At 29.7% G+C, this 19556-nt stretch carries 13 protein-coding genes; 1 reads left to right on the forward strand and 12 read right to left on the reverse strand.

What is annotated here, in order from left to right; all coding sequences use genetic code 11:
• Nucleotides 1-9 precede the first annotated feature (9 nt).
• The 7 genes from BUB01_RS01320 to BUB01_RS01350 all read right to left on the reverse strand — a co-directional run bounded on the left by BUB01_RS01320 (nucleotide 10) and on the right by BUB01_RS01350 (nucleotide 9949).
• On the reverse strand, nucleotides 10-1923 hold the full coding sequence (locus BUB01_RS01320) for a flagellar assembly protein A (RefSeq protein ID WP_072984499.1): 1914 nt from the start codon (nucleotides 1921-1923) through the stop codon (nucleotides 10-12).
• 64 nt (nucleotides 1924-1987) lie between these two features.
• Nucleotides 1988-2809: an aminotransferase class IV gene (locus BUB01_RS01325; RefSeq protein WP_072984501.1), complete on the reverse strand. Its 822-nt coding sequence runs from the start codon at nucleotides 2807-2809 to the stop codon at nucleotides 1988-1990.
• A 25-nt stretch (nucleotides 2810-2834) separates the two neighbouring features.
• Entirely contained in the window at nucleotides 2835-3476 is a 642-nt protein-coding gene (locus tag BUB01_RS01330) for an HAD-IB family hydrolase (protein ID WP_072984503.1), read from the reverse strand.
• Between the two features lie 151 nt (nucleotides 3477-3627).
• Entirely contained in the window at nucleotides 3628-4002 is a 375-nt protein-coding gene (locus BUB01_RS01335; protein WP_072984505.1) for a DUF1292 domain-containing protein, read from the reverse strand.
• Between the two features lie 394 nt (nucleotides 4003-4396).
• Nucleotides 4397-7906 carry a pyruvate:ferredoxin (flavodoxin) oxidoreductase gene (gene nifJ, locus BUB01_RS01340; protein ID WP_072984786.1) on the reverse strand — a complete coding sequence of 1170 codons (3510 nt, stop codon included), beginning with the start codon at nucleotides 7904-7906 and terminating at the stop codon, nucleotides 4397-4399.
• 89 nt (nucleotides 7907-7995) lie between these two features.
• Nucleotides 7996-8421 (reverse strand): flavodoxin, encoded by a 426-nt coding sequence (locus tag BUB01_RS01345; RefSeq protein WP_072984507.1) that lies wholly within the window; start codon nucleotides 8419-8421, stop codon nucleotides 7996-7998.
• Nucleotides 8422-8872: 451 nt separating this feature from the next.
• Nucleotides 8873-9949: an undecaprenyldiphospho-muramoylpentapeptide beta-N-acetylglucosaminyltransferase gene (locus tag BUB01_RS01350; protein WP_072984509.1), complete on the reverse strand. Its 1077-nt coding sequence runs from the start codon at nucleotides 9947-9949 to the stop codon at nucleotides 8873-8875.
• 229 nt (nucleotides 9950-10178) lie between these two features.
• On the opposite strand from BUB01_RS01350, the gene BUB01_RS01355 reads away from it, so the two are divergent.
• Nucleotides 10179-10358, forward strand: a complete 180-nt coding sequence (locus tag BUB01_RS01355; RefSeq protein WP_072984511.1) for an alpha/beta-type small acid-soluble spore protein — start codon at nucleotides 10179-10181, stop codon at nucleotides 10356-10358.
• Between the two features lie 47 nt (nucleotides 10359-10405).
• Here BUB01_RS01355 and recJ read toward each other — a convergent pair whose 3' ends face one another.
• From recJ to BUB01_RS01380, 5 genes are all read right to left on the reverse strand, one after another.
• On the reverse strand, nucleotides 10406-12181 hold the full coding sequence (gene recJ, locus BUB01_RS01360; RefSeq protein WP_072984513.1) for a single-stranded-DNA-specific exonuclease RecJ: 1776 nt from the start codon (nucleotides 12179-12181) through the stop codon (nucleotides 10406-10408).
• 54 nt (nucleotides 12182-12235) lie between these two features.
• Nucleotides 12236-13489 (reverse strand): M16 family metallopeptidase, encoded by a 1254-nt coding sequence (locus tag BUB01_RS01365; protein ID WP_072984515.1) that lies wholly within the window; start codon nucleotides 13487-13489, stop codon nucleotides 12236-12238.
• Between the two features lie 171 nt (nucleotides 13490-13660).
• A complete protein-coding gene (locus BUB01_RS01370; protein WP_072984517.1) occupies nucleotides 13661-14230 on the reverse strand; it encodes a DJ-1 family glyoxalase III in 570 nt (189 codons plus the stop codon).
• Nucleotides 14231-14251: 21 nt separating this feature from the next.
• A complete protein-coding gene (locus BUB01_RS01375; RefSeq protein WP_072984519.1) occupies nucleotides 14252-17176 on the reverse strand; it encodes a DNA topoisomerase IV subunit A in 2925 nt (974 codons plus the stop codon).
• Nucleotides 17177-17275: 99 nt separating this feature from the next.
• Nucleotides 17276-19231, reverse strand: coding sequence for a DNA gyrase/topoisomerase IV subunit B (locus BUB01_RS01380; RefSeq protein WP_072984521.1), 1956 nt, complete (start codon nucleotides 19229-19231; stop codon nucleotides 17276-17278).
• Nucleotides 19232-19556: the final 325 nt, after the last annotated feature.

The raw sequence follows: 19556 nt of genomic DNA on the forward strand, positions 1-19556 counted from the left end.
ATATACCCCCTATAGTTTTAATTTGTCTATTATCATGTCACCTGCTTCATTAATATAAACATGTACATCCCTAGCTTGTTCTTCCAGTAACATTTCTCTTTCTCCTACAATAAATTTTGTATTTGAATAGGCAATTTCACACCAAATATGCCCTCTTCTAGAAACCTCTAAAGTGGTTTTAACTTCTCCAGTACTTCCAACTATTTTAGCTTTTATTTCATTGGTTGCTTTTATATATCCACCTCGAACTACAGCCCCTAGACCTTTAAATATTACTTTATCCTTTGATACTATTTCTGATATGTATGAACCTTTTTCATTGATTATAATATCTCCAGAGGAATACAACTTAGATTCTTGCACATAATTTAAAGTTAATGGTACAGGTATTGATATTTCATTAGCTAATTCTTGTATTTTTTTATTCACAATATATAATATATCGTTTAATTCTGTAAAATACTTAATGTTTATAGGCGCTAAACCTATAAGTTTATTTTTTATTTTATCAACTATCTCAAATTCACTACCTGAATTTAACGCATTATATTTTATAACTCCCATGGAAACCTTAGGTATTTCTTTATATTTATTTTCTATCAATACTTTTATTATTTCCCCATCTAACTTGTCATAACCTAATAAATTATACTTCTTAACTTCTTCTACTGTTTCTACAAGATCTTTGATATTTTTATATAAAACTTCTAAGTTTTTCTTATATTCCTGTTTTAAAACATCTATAGCACCGACCTCAACAGTAGATGTTATTATATTTCCTAAAATAACGGTTTCACCATTAGATTTTATTACAGCTTTATCCACTTGACCACCAATTAAAGCTCCTGTCCCAGCTATAACAGTCATGCCAGGCATAACATTCCCATTTATCTTAACTTGACCACTAAAGTTTATATTACCTGTTGATAAATCCACATCACCTTCTACAGTATGTATACTATTAACTGAAATTATATCCCCAATATAAGACGGATTTCCACTAATATCTGCTACTATAGCATTCCCCTTAATACTACATCCACCACCAGCTTTCAGCTTTATTATTTTTAATTTTTCACAAGCTATTTCTTTTCCAAAAACATCTTTACCTGCTTCGCCTTCTTTTCCTTCTTGTTTAACTAAAAGTACATCTCCAGGATTAACAGTAGCTATATCACAAATTTCTCTAAAATTAATATGATTTTCATCCTCATTAAAATGTTTTTCTATGATACTTTTAAATTTAATTTCTATTTCATCTTGTACAGTTGGTATTGGGTGTTTTCCTTTAGCAATAAGAAAATCCTGAACACTTTCTTTTTTTATTATTTCTTGCATATTTTCTTCTAAAATGCCATAAACTATTTTATTGTCAGATAAATTTTTCAAAATTTCATCTCTTGTAAATAAAGGAGGATATTCCTTATTTATTTCCTTAATCTCTATAAATAATTCATTACTTTCTTCAGAATCTTTTAAACCATATTTAATATTAGGTATATAGTTAATATCTACAAACGCTTCCATTTTATCTTCTGAAGTTCTTATATTCATAATTCTTTTAGATTCAATTTCCTCAAATTTAAATTCAACATTGTCTTCTTCTAATACTTTTGCTTGTTTAACTTCTTCACCATTTACTATTAAAGTTACTTTATCTCTACAAATTAACCTACAAGGTGCTCCATTATTAATTGGATTCTTAATGAAAAGTTTTCCATCTTTAATAATCCCAGTTCCATTTACTATTTGACCTTTTGATGAACTATCTTTAACTATAACTTTTATTTTAACATTCTTTTTTAAGAAACCACTTTTTTCAAGTATTTCGTACTCAATTTCATTTTTATTAACTTGAAAAACTTTAGTTGCTTTATTAATACATTCTTCAATATTATGCCCTTCAAATATTTCTTCTCTCATGATAATCCTCCCTTCTCATTTGTCCCCATTATACCATATAAAGAAAGTAATCTTAAACAAATATTTACTTATTTTTTTCTATATATTTCTTTATATTTTCATTAAATAAGTTCATTATTGTTACTATAGTGTCATTTTCACTTGAATTAAAATTTATGTTTTCCACTCTACGTATAGGCAAAACTTTAGGAGATGTTCCAGACATAAATAAGCCATCGAAAGTTTCTATTTCTTTGTAGTTAATGTCAACTTCACAAACCTTTATATTATTTTTTTTGCAAAGCTCTATTATAGTACTTCTTGTTACTCCAGGTAATACAGCTTTAACATTTGAAGTATACACAGCCCCTCCCTTAACCATAAACATATTAGAACGACTACCTTCTGTTATATTTCCATCATGATTTACAAGGATAGCTTCATAGGCATTTTTTTTCTTTATTTCTTCATTTACTGAATCTCTAAAGCTTTTATTTATTATCTTTGCATTAGGATTTTCTCTTTCAGCAAAATAGAAAATAGTATCTATCCCTTCCTTATACATTTCTTCTGTTGGATAACTATGTTTTATAAAATAAGCTATTAAATTTTTTTCATCAATTAAGCTGTTATATAAAAATTTAATATTACCCACTTTAACATCATTTTTCTTTATTAATAAATCTACTTGATTTTTTATTTCCTCATAACTATACGGCATTTCTTTATTTATTAGTTTTAACGAATTACTCATTCTAGCTACATGTTTTTCTAAAAACATAGGAATACCCTCTGTAACTCTAAACACTTCATAAACTATACCTTTACTTGATAGTAATCCTTCATTAAATTTATCATTTTCCTTTATTTGACCATTTTCAATAAAATAATTTAACATACATTCCATATTTCTTACTCCTCAAATTATATAATTACTTCCAATTTAATATTTCAATTGTATCATGTTTTTTCTTAAAATTAATTAAATAAGGTTTTCCAACTAAATCCAATAAAGGTTTATCTGATAGAGAATCAGAAAACATATATGAGTTCTTAAAGTCAACTTCTATTCCTTCTTCTTTAATAACTTCCATAAGTCTTCTTACTTTTTCCTCACCTTTACAATTTAAACCCTCCATCTCTCTTTTAAGTTTACCTTCATTGAATTTAAACTTTGTACCTATAATTTTATCTACTTCTTTTATATTATAAAACTCATACAAATAAAACTCTGGCGAAGCTGATATTAAATATACCTTATAACCTTCGCTTTTAAGTTTTCTTATCATAGTTATTGCATCTTCATATAATATGTTACTTAAATGATCTTTATAATATTCTCTAACAAGCAGCTTCAAATCATTTTCTTCTATATTATCTATAAATTTTATAAAAGCTTCTTTAACCTTCTTCTCATCATACACACCTATTCCATACATAACTCCACAAAATATAGCCCTAGGTATGAATTTTACATTTTTTTTATCTTTACTAATTACAAACTTAAAAAATTCTAATAATGTTTCTTTTCTGGTTATAGTGAAATCTACATCAAATAAAGCTAACTTTTCCACAATACATTCTCCTTAGATTTTAAAGTTTAATTTTTAATTCTCAATAATTAATTTTTTATACTTTAAAAACTTTATTATTAATTATTTTAAACCACAAAAAATTTATTTTTACTTATAGAAAAAAGTGATGCAAAGTTGCACCACCCTTATGTTAGTTAGCTAATTCTTCTTGATAATACTTAGTTACTTCATCAAATTCAGCTTCTTCTGGAACTACAAGTTCGCCTTCTTCATTGATTGATTTAAATAAGTATACTGAACCATCTTCTGGATTTTGAACTAATACATAGTCTTGTTCCTTGTATTCAAAAGAGTCTACAACTTCACATGATATTATGTTTCCATTTTCGTCTTCTAAATCAACAACATAGCTTTCATGTTCTCCTTCACAACCACAGCCACAACCTTCATGATTATGTTCATGTTCATGTGAATGATCTCCGCAGCCGCAACCACAGCTTTCTTCTTTTATTTCTTCTCCGCAGCCACAACCGCAACCACATTTATTTAATTCTTTATCTGACATCTATAAGTGCCTCCTTAAGTAAATTTGTTACATGTTAATATTGTACTCTTAAACGCTAAATAATAAAAGCATTTTCTAGAATTTTTTTCATTATTTTTACGTAGTAAATATACAAATTAAAATTTATCTGGCGCAAACTTATTCCTAAGTATTATAATAAATAGAAATTTTGTTTTAAAACTCATAAACTTTAAGCTTTGAATACTCACATAATTTAAATTTGCTTTATTCAATATATACTATTCCCTAATTGTATATTTCAATACGCACATTTTATCTATTAAAAAATTTATTTTACAAATAAATTAATTTTTATAAACAAATCACAATCTACTAAAAAAACAAGGCTCATTACCTAAAGTAATGAGCCTTAAATATTACATGCTATATAAGATTACTTACCAGCTAACTTTTTGTAACCTTCTAATCTTTCCATTGCATCTCTTTCAGTCTTTTCAAATAGAGCATCAGCAGCTTCTGGGAATGCTTTAGCAAGTGATGCATATCTAACTTCACCCATTAAGAATTCTTTAAAGCTTGCAGTTGGTTCTTTTGAATCTAATGAGAATGGATTCTTTCCTGCTTCTTTAAGTGCTGGATTGAATCTATACATTCCCCAGTATCCACACTCAACAGCTTTCTTAGCTTCTAATTGTGAGTTACCCATACCAACTTTTAATCCATGGTTTATACATGGAGCATAAGCTATGATTAATGATGGACCTGGATAAGCTTCAGCTTCAGCTATAGCTTTAAGAGTTTGGTTCTTATCAGCACCCATTGATATTTGAGCAACATATACATATCCGTAGCTCATTGCCATCATACCAAGGTCTTTTTTCTTAGTTCTCTTACCTGATGCAGCAAATTTAGCTATTGCAGCAGTTGGAGTAGATTTTGATGATTGACCACCAGTGTTTGAGTAAACTTCTGTATCAAATACAAATATATTTACATCTTCTCCTGAAGCTAGAACGTGGTCAACTCCACCGTATCCGATGTCATAAGCCCATCCATCTCCTCCGAAGATCCATTGTGATCTCTTAACTAGGAAATCTTTTTCTTTTAATATTTCTTTAGCAAATTCGTTAGTTTCTGATTGTAAAGCAGCTATAACTCTGTTAGCTCTATCTCTTGTACCTTCACCATTATTAAGGTTAGCTATCCAATCTTCTAAAGCAGCCTTAGCTTCTTCTGAAACACCAGCATCTATAGCTTTTTGAGCTGTTACAGCTAATCTATCTCTTATAGCTTTAACTCCTAAGAACATACCCATTCCGAATTCAGCATTATCTTCGAATAATGAGTTAGCCCAAGCTGGACCATGTCCTTCATGGTTAGTTGTGTATGGAGTAGCTGGAGCAGATCCTCCCCAAATTGATGAACATCCTGTAGCATTAGCTATCATCATTCTGTCACCATATAATTGAGTTATAAGCTTAGCATATGGAGTTTCTCCACAACCTGCACAAGCACCTGAGAACTCAAGTAATGGTTGCTCAAATTGGCTACCTTTTAAAGTCTTCTTATTCATTGGATTAGCTTTTGGAGCTACTTTTTCAACTGCATAATCCCATCTTTCGATTTCGATGTGTTGAGATTCTTGTGGTTTCATTATAAGTGCTTTTTCTGGAGCTGGACATACTTGAGCACAGTTTCCACAACCTGAACAATCTAGTGGGCTTACTGCCATTGTGAATGACATTGGTTCAGCAGTCTTAAGAGCCTTAGCTGGAACTATCTTCATTCCTTCTGGTGCATTGTTCTTTTCGTCTTCTGTTAATAAGAATGGTCTTATTACAGCATGTGGACAAACATAAGAACATTGGTTACATTGGATACATTTATCTGCTTGCCATTCTGGAACGTTTATAGCTATTCCTCTCTTTTCATAAGCAGCAGTTCCTGGTTCAAATGTTCCATCTTCCATACATAATAAAGCAGATACAGGAAGTTTATCTCCTTCTTGTCTGTTCATTGGTAAAACTATTTTTTCTATGAATTCTGGAACTTCTTTAGTTTCAACTTTTGCATCAACAGCATCTTTCCAAGTTGCTGGAACTTCTATTTTAACTATTGATTCTATACCTTTATCTATAGCAGCATTGTTCATATCAACAACTTTTTGACCTTTTTTACCGTATGAAGTTACAACTGCAGCTTTTAAGTAGTTAACAGCATCTTCTACTGGAATGATGTTAGCTAATTTGAAGAATGCAGATTGCATTATCATATTAATTCTTCCACCAAGACCTATTTCTTGAGCTATCTTAACAGCATTTAATGTATAGAATGATATGTTGTTTTCTGCAATATATCTCTTATATGAAGCAGGTAATTTTTCTTCTAACTCTTCTGGAGTCCATAAAGTGTTAAGTAAGAAGTTACCATTTGGTTTTAATCCTTCTAATACGTTGTATTTATAAACGTATGATTGATTATGACAAGCAACGAAATCTGCTTTGTTGATTAGGTAAGGTGATTTTATTGCTTTCTTACCGAATCTTAAGTGTGATACTGTTATACCACCTGATTTCTTTGAGTCATAAGCAAAATATCCTTGAGCATACATATCAGTATGGTCTCCGATAATTTTGATTGCACTCTTATTAGCTCCAACTGTACCATCTGATCCAAGACCCCAGAACTTACAAGCTTTAGTTCCTTCTGGTGTAGTATCAACATCTACTGTTGTTTCTAATGAAGTATTTGTAACATCATCAACTATAGCTATAGTGAATCCGTTCTTTGGACATTCGTTCTTTAAGTTATCATAAACAGCTACTATGTGAGCTGGCACTGTATCTTTTGAACCTAATCCATATCTACCACCAACTATTACTGGAGCATTTTCTCTTCCGTAGAAAGCATTCTTAACTTCTAAGTATAATGGTTCTCCAGCAGTACCTGGTTCTTTAGTTCTATCTAAAACAGCTATTGATTTAACTGTGCTAGGTATTGCTTTTAATAATCTTTCATTTGAGAAAGGTCTGAATAATCTTACTTTAACTAAACCAACTTTATTTCCGTTAGCATTTAAGTAATCTATTGTTTCTTCAACTAAGTCAGTAACTGAACCCATAGCAACTATTACTCTGTCAGCATCAGCTGCTCCATAGTAATCAAAACAGTTGTATTCTCTTCCAGTTAATTTAGTGATTTCAGCCATGTATTTTTCAACTACTTCTGGCACTTCTTCATAGTACTTATTAACTACTTCTCTTTGTTGGAAGTATATATCTGGGTTTTGAGCAGTTCCTCTAGTTACAGGATGATCTGGATTTAAAGCTCTTCTTCTGAAAGCTTCAACAGCATCCATATCTAATAAATTCTTTAGTTCATCATATTCTAGAACTTCGATTTTTTGAATTTCATGTGAAGTTCTGAATCCATCAAAGAAGTTTACAAATGGTATTCTTGTTTTGATTGCAGTTAAGTGAGCTACAGCTGATAAATCCATAACTTCTTGAACTGAACCTTCTGCAAGCATAGCAAAACCAGTTTGTCTTGCTGCCATAACATCTTGGTGATCTCCAAATATGTTTAATGCTGAAGTAGCTAGTGCTCTAGCTGATACGTGGAATACTCCTGGAAGTAATTCCCCTGCAATTTTGTACATGTTTGGTATCATTAATAATAAACCTTGAGAAGCTGTGAAAGTTGTAGTTAAAGCTCCTGCTTGTAATGAACCATGAACTGCACCAGCTGCTCCTGCTTCTGATTGCATTTCCATTACATGTACTGGTTGACCAAATATGTTCTTTCTACCTTGTGCAACCCATTCATCTACGTGTTCTGCCATTGGAGATGATGGAGTTATAGGGTATATTGCAGCAACATCAGTGAACGCATAAGCTATATGAGCTGCAGCTGTGTTACCATCCATAGTTTTCATTTTTCTAATTGCCATTATGCTGACCCCTCTTTCTAAAATATCTTAGATAATTTATTGAATTATGAATTTAAATTAATTTAAATTCATAAGGTTTAACATTATTCAGCTAATTTTTTACCTAACTCTTTAGCCATTTCTAACTCTTTCTCAGTCGGTGATTCTTTTACTGCTAAATCACCAATAACATCGAAGCCATAATCATCCATTCTTACAACCCAATCTTTCATGAATTTTCCGTCATCCCAACCGTAAGATCCAAATAGAACTACTTTTTTATTGTTATTAGGAGTTAACTTTAATTCTTTTATAAATGGCTCCATTTCTTGTTGTTCAATTTTATTATTATCCATTGATGGACTTCCAAACGCTACCGCATCTGCATTAGTAACATCCTCAAGTTTTGCATCTGTTACGTGTTTTATAGTAACATCGGCTCCATTTTCTGTGGCACTTTCTGCTATTTTACTAGCTAGTACTTCAACGTTACCTCCGTTACTCCAATAAATAACTGAAATTTTTCTCATAAATAACACCTCATTTATTTTTGTTAAATTGTTAACAACTTTATATTTTGGTATTTGACTCGACATAACTAATTATATACTATGGAAAATATTTTTCAAGTTTCATATTTTAATATATTTAACTAAAATGTGCACAAAACACTAAAAGTGCCTTAAAATACTTAAATATTATCATTATCATTTTAAATTTCTTATTTATTCTTATTATTCCTTCATATCTCTTTATTGATTAAATATTCTCATAATTGCGCTTATTTGCTAACTTTATTTTTTATAATTTTTTTGAAAAATTTATTATTTTTTAAAAAATAAACTTGATTTTCCAAAAAAATATTTATTAAAAATTTACATTTAGTTAACACTTTTTACCGTTTTTACTTCAATTTATGCAAAAGAACTATAAGAAATTTCCTTTCCTATAGTTCTTTTTTTTTACTTTTTTACTTGTTTTTTATTTATTTTTTATGGACTTCATTATAATTTTAACTATATTCTCTACGCCATTATTTACAGAACTACTTTTCATAGCATTTATATATTTTTCTTCATCTCTTGTGGTTTCTATAATCGCCTTCAAAAGTTCCTTTTTATTAAGCTTTTCTTCTTCTATAACCTTAGAATATCCTGCTTTTTCAAAAGAATTTGCATTTAAAACCTGATCTCCCCTTGAAGCATTTTTAGATAGTGGTATTAAAATATTTAATTTTTTTAATGCGAGAATCTCAAATATAACATTTGCTCCAGCTCTAGAAATTATAATATCACTTAAAGCCATAACATTTGGCAACTCTTCTGAAATATATTCTAACTGAAAATATGCTGCTTTCTTATCTAAAGAACTGTCTATATTTCCTTTTCCACAAATATGGATTATATTAAACTCCTTTAACAAATCATCTAAGTTAGCTCGTATAGACTCATTTATAATTTTAGAACCTAAGCTGCCACCAATAACAAGGAGAACTTTTTTATTATCTTTAAAACCACAAAACTCTTTACCTTTTAATTTATCACCTGACAATAGCTCTTTTCTAATAGGTGTACCAGTTAGTACCCCCTTATTTCCTTTTATATATTTTATACTTTCAGGAAATGTAACACAAAGCTTATCACAAAAAGGCGCTGCCAATTTATTAGCAAGACCTGGTGTTAAATCCGACTCATGTGAAACTACTGGTATTTTTTTTAGTGAAGCAGCCATTACAACTGGAACAGTAACAAAGCCTCCCTTTGAAAAAATAACATCTGGTTTCTCTTTATTTAAAATATTTATAGCTTCAAAAATTCCTTTCACAACTTTAAAAGGATCTGTAAAATTTTTAACATCAAAATATCTTCTAAGCTTTCCTGATGATATTTCAAAATATGGTATTCCAGCTTTTTTTATTATTTCTTTCTCTATTCCATCCTTACTTCCTATGTATTTTATTTCAAATCCTTCTTGTTTTAAATTCGGTATCAAAGCTAAATTTGGTGTAACATGACCTGCAGAGCCTCCACCTGTCATTATTATTTTATATTTACTCAAAGTAATCATCCCCTCTTTTAGTAGGTAAATTTATAATCTTTTTGCATTCTCAAATGCCCTATCTTTAATTTTTACCATCTTTTTATTAAAAAAGTCAACTCTTTAGTATTTTTTTCACTTCATTTTCATTATATGCCTAAACATTCCTTTTGTTCCTCCAATTATACAATATAATCTTCTATTAAATGGACAATATATAAATACAATCTTAATTAAGGAGGTAATTAAAATGGCACAAAAATTAGTTCCAGAATCAAAAAAGGGTTTGGCAAAATTCAGAAATGAGGTTGCTAACGAACTAGGCATACCATTTTCAGATTATAACGGAGACCTTTCTTCAAGACAATGCGGTAGCGTTGGTGGAGAAATGGTTAGAAAAATGGTAGAACAATACGAAAAGAAAATTTAATCATCATAAAAACAAATTTGAAAGTCAGCAACCGCTGACTTTCAAATTTAAATTCTTAAATTTTTTATTATTATTTGTATTTTTCTTTCTCCATTAAATTCATTTATTGATGGAGAGAAAATCAAGTCTAAATCGAAGTCACAGTAACTAGTGTCTACTACTTCTAAAAATCTTTCTTCTCCGTATTTACAAATAAATTGTTCTCTAAAATCATTAAATTTATCAAAACTAATAGCATCTATACACATATAACTATTTTTGAGCTTACATCTTAATTTCAAGATACTTTTTTCTTTTCCCATAAGCCATAACCTAGTAACTTTTACACTCTTCTCTGCAAACAAAGGTGATGGATTCCCCTTCCCAAATGGCTCCAACTTCTCAATTTCTTTAATTAATCCTTCACTTAAATTATTTAATGGCATTTGAGCATCTATTTTTATTTTTTGAGTTAAATCTTCTTCTGTTAAAGTACAATTTTCTAGTAATAATCGTCTTAACTTAGGAATATTTTCCTCTTTTACTGAGAGTCCTGCAGCCATAGGATGACCTCCGAACTTTCCTAATAAATGCTTACATTTGGAAAGCTCTTCAAATATATTATATTCCTCTATACTTCTTGCAGAACCTTTAGGCATTTCATGCCCAGAAGTCATAACTATACATGGAGTATTATATTTTTCTTTTATTTTACCTGCAACTATTCCAGCTATACTTTCATGAACATCTTTATTATAAACTAAAAGCACCCTATCATTTTGCATATTATTTCTTTCTATATATTCTACTATACTCTCCAAACTTTCTATTGTAAGCTCTTGTCTTCTTTGATTCAACTCGAAAAGCATCTTAGCTAGTTCTTCTGCTCTACTTTCATCTTCAGTTATTAATAATTCCACTGATAAATCTGCTGTCTCTAGCCTTCCTGTAGCGTTTATACATGGCCCAATAACAAAACCTAGATGATATGAACTTATCTTTTTGTTTTCTAAGCCAATCTGTTTTTTTAAAGCTTTTATTCCTGGCGTATTACTATCATTTAAAATCTGTAGTCCTTTTCTAACTATTATCCTATTTTCATCTATTAAATCCACCACATCACAAACTGTAGCTATCGCACAAAATTCTAAAAGCTCATAAGACTCTTCTAAAGGTATATTCAATTCAGAATATAAACATTTTGAAAATTTAAACGCAATACCAGCACCGCAAAGCTTATCAAATGGATAATTACAATCCTTTCTTTTAGGATTTATTACAGCATCAGCCTGTGGTAGTTTATATTCTTTATTCCCTTCTTCATCCTCTATAAAAGGTATATCATGATGATCTGTAATTACAACTTGCATTCCTAGTTCCTTTGCCACATTAACTTGTTCAAAAGCAGCTATTCCATTATCACAAGTTAATATAACTTCAGTACCTTCGTTCTTTAAACTTCTAATTCTATCTGAATTCATACCATAACCTTCTGATTCTCTATTTGGTATATGGTATTTAAAATTAGCCCCACACCTTTTTAATGCCTTATATAATATGGTTGTGCTTGAAACTCCATCACAATCGTAGTCACCATATATAACTATCTTTTTCCCTTCTAAAATAGCATTTTTTATTATATATATTCCTTTATCCATATCCTTCATTAGGTATTCATCGTAAAAGTCATTATAATCTCCATAAATAAACCTTCTAGCTTGTTCCAAACCATCTATTTCTCTATTTACCAAAAGCTTTGCTAAAAGCTCCGAAATTTTAAGTTTTTCACTTAATTCCTTAATTCTTTCTTTATTTCTTACTTTTAAAAGCCATTTTTCTTTCACATCATCACCTATAACCTTATTTCTTCCTTTAGATTAGCTTAAAATAATTTCTAATCACTTTAAAATCTGCAATTTAGGATTTTTGAATACCTTATTACAAATATTTTTCATATATTCCTTATTTACGTCTATGTTGAAATTCAACTCTTTAAATACAATGTCTGGATTCCCATTTAATAATTCATATATATTTAGTCTATTTGAAAGAACTATACTTTTCTCTATTTCTAAAGAATACTTAAGCTTATATCTTTTAATTAATAACTGTATCTCCTCGTCTCCTATATATTTATCTATATTTAACGCATTTTCTATACACTCATTTATTAATTCTATAGCTTTATTTATATTTTCCTTAGTAGTTCCTAGATATATTTTAAATAACTTAATTCCTTTTTCCCATTTAACTACACTACCTACATCATAAGCTATACCATTTTTAGTTCTAATTTTATCAAACAGTTGCGAACTTACCCCTTCTCCGAACCAAAGATTTATAAGCTTTAATACCATTATTTCTTCTATACTTAAATTAGATATATCATATACAGCCTGTACTTTAGCACCTTCTCCAGCTATAACCATTCTATCCTCACCAGTATATTTATAATGTAATCTATTGTCTATAAGAACGTCCAAATCACCCTCATCTACAACATTTAAATGTATACCATGAAAACCTTGAACTCTAATATCTTTAAAATTTTCTTCAACTATGTAAGTTATCTTATCAAAATCTATAGATGTAACTACCGAAACAACACAATTATTAGCTAAATACTTATGTTTATAGAATCTTACTATTTCATCAAGAGTCATCCCTCTTATACTTTCCTCAGTACCTATTATTCTTTCTTTTATTCTTCTGTTTTTAAAATTATTAAACAGTAGCAAATCTTCACAATACTGATCTAAGTCTTCCTTCCACTCTTTATATTCTTGAAGAATAACATCCATCTCTTCTTTAAACCCTTCTTTTGAAAACACTGGATTCAATACAATATCTGAATAAAGGTCAAAAGCATCTTCAAAATCTTCATTTGCTGTAGTTCCATAATATATTACATAAGGATAATTTGTCATAGCATTATTAAATCCAAATAACTTATCTAAGCTCTTATTTATTGAATTTTCATCTTTTGTTTTAGTTCCTTTAAAAAGCATATGCTCTAAAGCATGTGCTACACCTATAGTATAACCTTCTTCTTCATTTGCCCCTGCTTCAAAACCTATTGTAAACGATGTATGAGCACTCTCTCTATACTTATATATTAATCTTACTCCATTTGAAAAAACCTTCTTATTCATTATTCCTCCATATTGTATTTTTAAGGCTAATTATATATTATAACCTTTATTAACTCATTACAGTTTTCTACTTTCGCAAAAATGAAAATTGAGAGTTGAAAACTTAAAACTTGAGAATTAAATTATCCAAAACTCTCAATTCTTCATTTGCAACTCTCCATTACTTCAAAATTAATTTCCTTTTTCTAGAAGAAAATCAAATAACATTCCTTCTTTTATACTTTTAGCTTCTTCTTCATAACCTAATCTAGTTATTATCTCCAAAGCAAAAGCAATCGCTGTAGCAGGTCCTCTACTAGTTATAATATTCCCGTCTGTAACTACTATTTTATTTTCTTCATATATACAGTTTCCAAGCTCTTCCCTATATCCTGGATAACTTGTTATCATCTTTCCATCCACTATTTCAGCCTTTGAAAGTACTATAGGAGCTGCACAAATAGCTGCTACTATTTTACCAGAAGCATAATATTCTTTAACTAATTCAACAACTCTAATACTTTCTTTTAAATTTTTAGATCCAGGCATACCACCTGGTAAAACTAGAGCATCATAATTAAGCAAATCAGTATCTTGTAATGTTTTATCTGCTATAATTTTTATACCATGCGAACTTACAACTTCCTTTTCCAAAATTGAACAAGTATGACAAGTTACATTTGCTCTAGCACAAACATCAACTACTGATAATGCTTCTATAACCTCAAAGCCATCAGCTAACATAACCAAAACTTTTTTCATAACACACCTCCAAAAATTGTCTTACTTAATAACAGTTTCTTTTATATAATCTTCACCTTCTAAAATAGCCAAGCTAAGACCTCTACCTGCTCTATTTTGAAGCTTCATATCTCTTAATAAAAATTCATACTTTTGTTTCAATTTACTAATAAGTATTATTCTACTGCATTCTTCATAGGATACTGCAATTTCATTATAATTATCTTCACAATTTCTTTCAACTACTACTGAAATTATTTTTCCAAAAATAACTTCATCATTATCTTTTAGAGATATAGCAGTAACCCCTGAAGCTATTTTACCCATTAAGCTTACAGTCTCCACAGCAAATTTTATCGCCATAGCTTTTTTAGTTACCACTACAATTTGAGAATTGTCGCTATTATTAAAATCTACTGAAACTAAAATGTCAGTATCCATCTTAAACTTGTATGCTATTTGATTATTATATATTCCACAAAACTCTTGAAGAGCTGTTTTCTTAACATAACCTTTTTTTGAGAAAAAGTACACAGTACCATCAAAATCCTTATCCTTTATAGATTTAATATTTAATACTTCTTCATCAGCGTCTAAATTATCTACTAAATCTTTTAAATGACCCTCTGTAATATTTTGAACCATTAAGCTTTGGAATTTAAATACTTTTCCCTTGTTAGTAAATACTAATATCTCAGAGTTTGAATCTGTCTTAGTTTTTATATAAGTATCACTTGAATATTTTTCATAAATTTTTATATTTCCCTTTTTATTTATACCTAATGTAAATTCAGCATAACTAAAGTTCTCACAAGATTCTATTTTAACTATTTTATTCTGTGAATTTAAAGCACATAATTCACATCCAAGTACTGCTCTTTCTAATGGCTCTTGTTTAGGTTTCTCAGTTACAAACTGTAATCCATTTTCACAAACAACCTGAATAAACTCATTCTCACCTTCCGTTTTAACTAGTTTAACGTCTATAAGCTCATCTTCATTCTTAAGCTTTAATGCCATAAGCCTAGAATAAGCTGTTATAAATTTATCAAGCGTAGTCATTTTAATCATGCCCTTAGCTGTTATAAACTCAAAACTATATTCAGGCAATAATAACTCCAAAGAATGAATGGCTACTATTTTCTCATTATCTAAGGATAGCCCTCTAATTAAAGTGTCTATACGTTCTCCTTTGTCCTTCCATTTACCTTCTGGAATTGTATTACCTTTAATCTGATACATATTACCTTTATTAGTAAATATCATTAAATTTTCTTTAGTATTTGACTTTATAAGTAATTTTAAATAATCGCCTTCTCTATATTCTATATCATCAGCATTTGCATTAAGACGATTATATGTTTTTAAAGGTATTCTCTTAACAAAACCATCATTTGAAACTGTTACCATTATATCTTCTACTATAAGTAATTCTTCCAAATCTATTTTAGCTTCGCTATCATCTTCTACAAGCTCCGTTCTTCTAGGAGTACTGTATTTTTCACTAACTTCTATAAGTTCTTTTTTTACAACCTTAAATAATTCTTTTTCATTAGCTAAAATTTTCTTTAGCCCTTTTATTAGTTTCTCTAATTCTTTATATTCTTTCTCAAATACTTTTATTTCAAGACCTGTAAGTCTGTATAGCATAAGTTCTAAGATTGCATCGGCTTGTATATCAGTAAATCCAAAGTCAAAAACTAATCTTTCATGTGCCTCTTTTTTAGATTTTGAAGCTCTTATAGTTTTAATTATTTCATCTAATACATCTATAGCTTTTATGAAGCCTTCTACTATATGAAATCTTTTTTCCGCTACTTCAAGTTCCTTTTGTGTTCTTCTTGTTATAACTTCTTTTCTGTGATTAACATAATGAGTTATTATAGTTTTTAGTCCCATAGTTTCTGGCTTACCATCTGCTAACGCAACCATATTAAAACTAACATTACATTGTAAATCTGTTTTCTTAAATAAATACTTTAATACCTTATCTACTATTTCCTCATCTGCAGCCTTTTTAAATTCTATAACAGCTCTTATACCAGTTCTATCTGATTCATCTCTTATATCTACTATAGATTCTAAAGCTTTTGCATGTCTCTTATCTCCTGTCATTTCAGATATTGTTTGAAGTATTTTTGCTTTATTTCTTCTATAAGGAAATTCTGTTATTACTATACCGAATCTTCCATTTTCTAATTTTTCTATAGATGTTTTAGATCTTAAAGTAACCTTACCTTCTCCTGTTTCATAAGCACTTATTAAGGATTTTTTACCTATTATTACTCCACCCGTAGGTAAATCTGGTCCCTTTATATACTCCATAATTTCTTTTGTTGTTATATCATTGTTATCTATATAAGCTAATGCACCATCTATAACTTCCTTTAAATTATGAGGTGGTATATTAGTAGCAAGTCCTACAGCTATTCCGAAAGTACCATTAACTAAAAGATTAGGATATCTAGCTGGTAAAACCTTAGGTTCCATTTCTGAATCTGAATAGTTTGGTACCATATCCACTACACCTTTATCTATGTCATTTATCATTTCCATAGCTATAGGCGCAAGTCTAGCTTCTGTATAACGCATTGCTGCAGCTCCATCACCATCCTGAGACCCCCAGTTACCATGTCCGTCTATTAATTGTTCTCTAGTTGAAAAGTTTTGAGCCATTATAACCATGGCGTCATACACAGAAGTATCACCGTGTGGGTGAAATTTACCTAATATATCCCCTACTATTCTTGCAGATTTGTAATAAGGCTTATCTGGAAAAGCCTTTAATAAATATGCTCCATACAATATTCTTCTATGAACTGGTTTAAGTCCATCCCTAACATCTGGAAGTGCTCTATCCTTTGCTACTTCTACTGCATAAGGAAGATAATTATCTGGCATAGCTTCCTCTAATGGAACTCTTATAATATTCCCATCTTTAGGGATAATAACATCTTTTTTAGCCACTTTGTGCTCCCCTTTCCTGCCTATCTTTCAGTTTTATACATTTACCCGATGATTGCCCGTTCTAATGCTCCCATATCAAGCTAAATTTTACTTGATATCCTAAAATTCAGCGTACTTGTACATATAGTTTTTTCTAGGTTCTACTACATCACCCATTAAAAGAGATACCATTTTTTCAGCCTTAGCCGCATCCTCTATAGTAACTTGCACTAAAGTTCTAGTTGCTGGATTTAATGTAGTTTCCCAAAGCTGCTCTGGATTCATTTCTCCAAGACCTTTAAATCTTTGAATTAAAGCTCCCTTACCAATTTTCTTTTTACCTTTTTCAAGTTCATCATCTGAATAAGCATAAATTGCATTATCTGCATTTTTACCCATTTTATAAACTTTATATAAAGGTGGTTGAGCTAGATATAAATGTCCATTAGCTATTAATGGTCTCATGTATCTATATATATATGTCATCCAAAGAGTTCTTATATGGTAACCATCTACATCAGCATCACTCATTATTATTATTTTATCATATTTTAAATCTTCTTCTTTATAATTGTCTAAAGTACCTGTTCCTACGGCAGTATTAAATATTTTAAGTTCTTCTGATGCAAGTACATTTTCAAGCTTTTGCTTTTCGGTGTTCATTATCTTACCCTTAGAAGGCATTATAGTCTGAAAACGTCTATCTCTTGCTTGCTTTGCTGAACCTCCAGCAGAATCCCCTTCTACTACTATAAATTCATTAACATTCTTATCTTTTAAAGTACACACAGCAATCTTACCTGCAAGAGGTGCCGTACCTTTACCTATTTTCTTCTTTTCAGCTTCATTTATCTTTTTTATCTTTTCTCTTCTAGCAGCCGCATCTAAAGCATTATTTATAATCATGGTTGCAACTTCTTTATTATCTTCTATCCATTCTGAAAATTTAGTATAAGCTAAATCATTCATCATAGTATAAGCTTCATTATTTCCAAGCTTAGTTTTTGTTTGACCTTCAAAAACTGGATTTGTTATTTTTATTCTAACAATTGCAGTCATACCTTCTCTAAGATCATCACCTTCAAACTCTTTATCCTTTTCCTTTATAAGATTAAGCTTCTTTGCCCATTCCTTAAAAGAACGAGTCATACCAGTTTTAAATCCACTTTCGTGTGTTCCAGCTTCAGTAGTTGGTATGTTATTTACATAACTTGCTATATATTCAGTTGTTGAATCAGTAAATTGAAGGCAAACTTCTCCATACATTTGAATATTATCAACCATTCTTTCACCTTCAAAAAATATAGGTAATTCATGTATTGCAGTTTTACTTTCATTTAAATAGGAAATAAAATCAAGCAATCCATTTTCTGAAAAATATTCCTTTACTACTTCTTCATCTTTTCTTCTATCCACAAACTCAAGTCTTACGCCTTTATTTTGAAAAGCAAGCTCCTTAAGTCTTTCATCTATAATATCAAATTTGAATTCAGTATTAGTAAAAACATCTTTATCAGGCATAAATGTAACCTTAGTTCCTGTAAGCTTAGTCTTACCTACTACCTCTAAAGTCGTTATTGCAGTACCTGGCATTACTTTTTTAAGTTCTTTATCCATTGCATTTTCAAATCGTTGTCTATATATATTACCGTTTTGATAAACTTCAACCTCTAACCATTTTGAAAGTGCATTTACAACAGCAGCTCCAACACCATGCAGTCCTCCAGAAGTTTTATAATTTTTATTATTAAACTTACCTCCGGTATGAAGTTCTGTAAATACCATCTCTACCCCTGATTTTTTCTTAATAGGATGTATTCCTGTTGGAACACCTCTTCCATTATCTATTATAGTAACACTTTTATCCTTATTTAAAACCACAGTAGCCTTATCTCCATATCCATTAGATATTTCATCAATAGCATTGTCTAATATCTCCCATACACAATGATGTAGACCTTTGCTACCTGTAGAACCTATATACATACCTGGCCTTATTCTTACTGGTTCTAGCTTTTCAAGAGACGTTAAATCCGTGACATCATAGCTACCACTTTGTATTTTATTATTGCTCATATGTAAACTCCTCCACATCCTCTAAGAACTAAAAATTAAATTTATTATAGTTTTATATCCTTTTGAATATAATATTCTATTTTTTATATCTAACAAATTATATTTTCTTATAATTCTAGATTAGTATAAAATTTAAAAACAGCATTGTCAAACATAGGTTCTTATACCTTACTTTTTTTTACATTCATTTTATCATTATTTCTTTTTTTATTCAAAGTTTTTTATTATTAACTAAATAAATTCCATTAAAAAAACTCCTATTCACTAACATTCATAGGAATACGTTCAAATTTCTAAATTAAAAATTTAATTTTTCACTTAAAAT

It is taken from the genome of Clostridium cavendishii DSM 21758 (assembly GCF_900141845.1).
Classification (GTDB): domain Bacteria; phylum Bacillota; class Clostridia; order Clostridiales; family Clostridiaceae; genus Clostridium_AG; species Clostridium_AG cavendishii.

Bases quoted from the DNA above. Each gene is read 5' to 3' on its own strand.
- BUB01_RS01320 (WP_072984499.1), bottom strand. From the start codon at position 1,923: ATGAGAGAAGAAATATTTGAAGGGCATAATATTGAAGAATGTATTAAT.
- BUB01_RS01325 (WP_072984501.1), bottom strand. From the start codon at position 2,809: ATGGAATGTATGTTAAATTATTTTATTGAAAATGGTCAAATAAAGGAA.
- BUB01_RS01335 (WP_072984505.1), bottom strand. From the start codon at position 4,002: ATGTCAGATAAAGAATTAAATAAATGTGGTTGCGGTTGTGGCTGCGGA.
- BUB01_RS01345 (WP_072984507.1), bottom strand. From the start codon at position 8,421: ATGAGAAAAATTTCAGTTATTTATTGGAGTAACGGAGGTAACGTTGAA.
- BUB01_RS01355 (WP_072984511.1), top strand. From the start codon at position 10,179: ATGGCACAAAAATTAGTTCCAGAATCAAAAAAGGGTTTGGCAAAATTC.
- BUB01_RS01365 (WP_072984515.1), bottom strand. From the start codon at position 13,489: ATGAATAAGAAGGTTTTTTCAAATGGAGTAAGATTAATATATAAGTAT.
- BUB01_RS01370 (WP_072984517.1), bottom strand. From the start codon at position 14,230: ATGAAAAAAGTTTTGGTTATGTTAGCTGATGGCTTTGAGGTTATAGAA.
- BUB01_RS01380 (WP_072984521.1), bottom strand. From the start codon at position 19,231: ATGAGCAATAATAAAATACAAAGTGGTAGCTATGATGTCACGGATTTA.